Annotated in this window: 1 pseudogene; it reads left to right on the forward strand. The window is 82.4% G+C overall.

From position 1 onward, the window contains the following. Window positions 1–323 (forward strand): annotated as a pseudogene (locus tag ADL01_RS24930) (hypothetical protein); the annotation flags it as partial.

Consider the following 323-nt stretch of genomic DNA (forward strand, 5'->3'; position numbering starts at 1 on the left):
GGGCGCCGGGTACCGCCCGACCCCGGACGACCTCGCCGCCATCAGGGCGCTGCGGGGGAACCCGGTCGCCGCCGCCCTCCTGGACCGCTGTCTGCGGCACGCGGAGCGCGACGTACGGCCCGGGCTGGGCGCCCGGGTGCCCGGCCGCCGGCCGGTCACGCCGACGGTGCCCGCCTCCCGTACCCGCCTGCTGGCCCTGGCCGGCGGGCTCGCCACCGAGGAGCCCGCCAGGGAGCCCGGCGGGAAACCCGCGGAGAAGCAGCCCCAGGAGCGGCCCGCGCCGGGGCCCCGGCCCGCTTCTCCCCAGCCCCACCGCCCCGTCC

The sequence above is a fragment of the Streptomyces sp. NRRL WC-3618 genome, assembly GCF_001280005.1.
Taxonomy (GTDB): domain Bacteria; phylum Actinomycetota; class Actinomycetes; order Streptomycetales; family Streptomycetaceae; genus Streptomyces.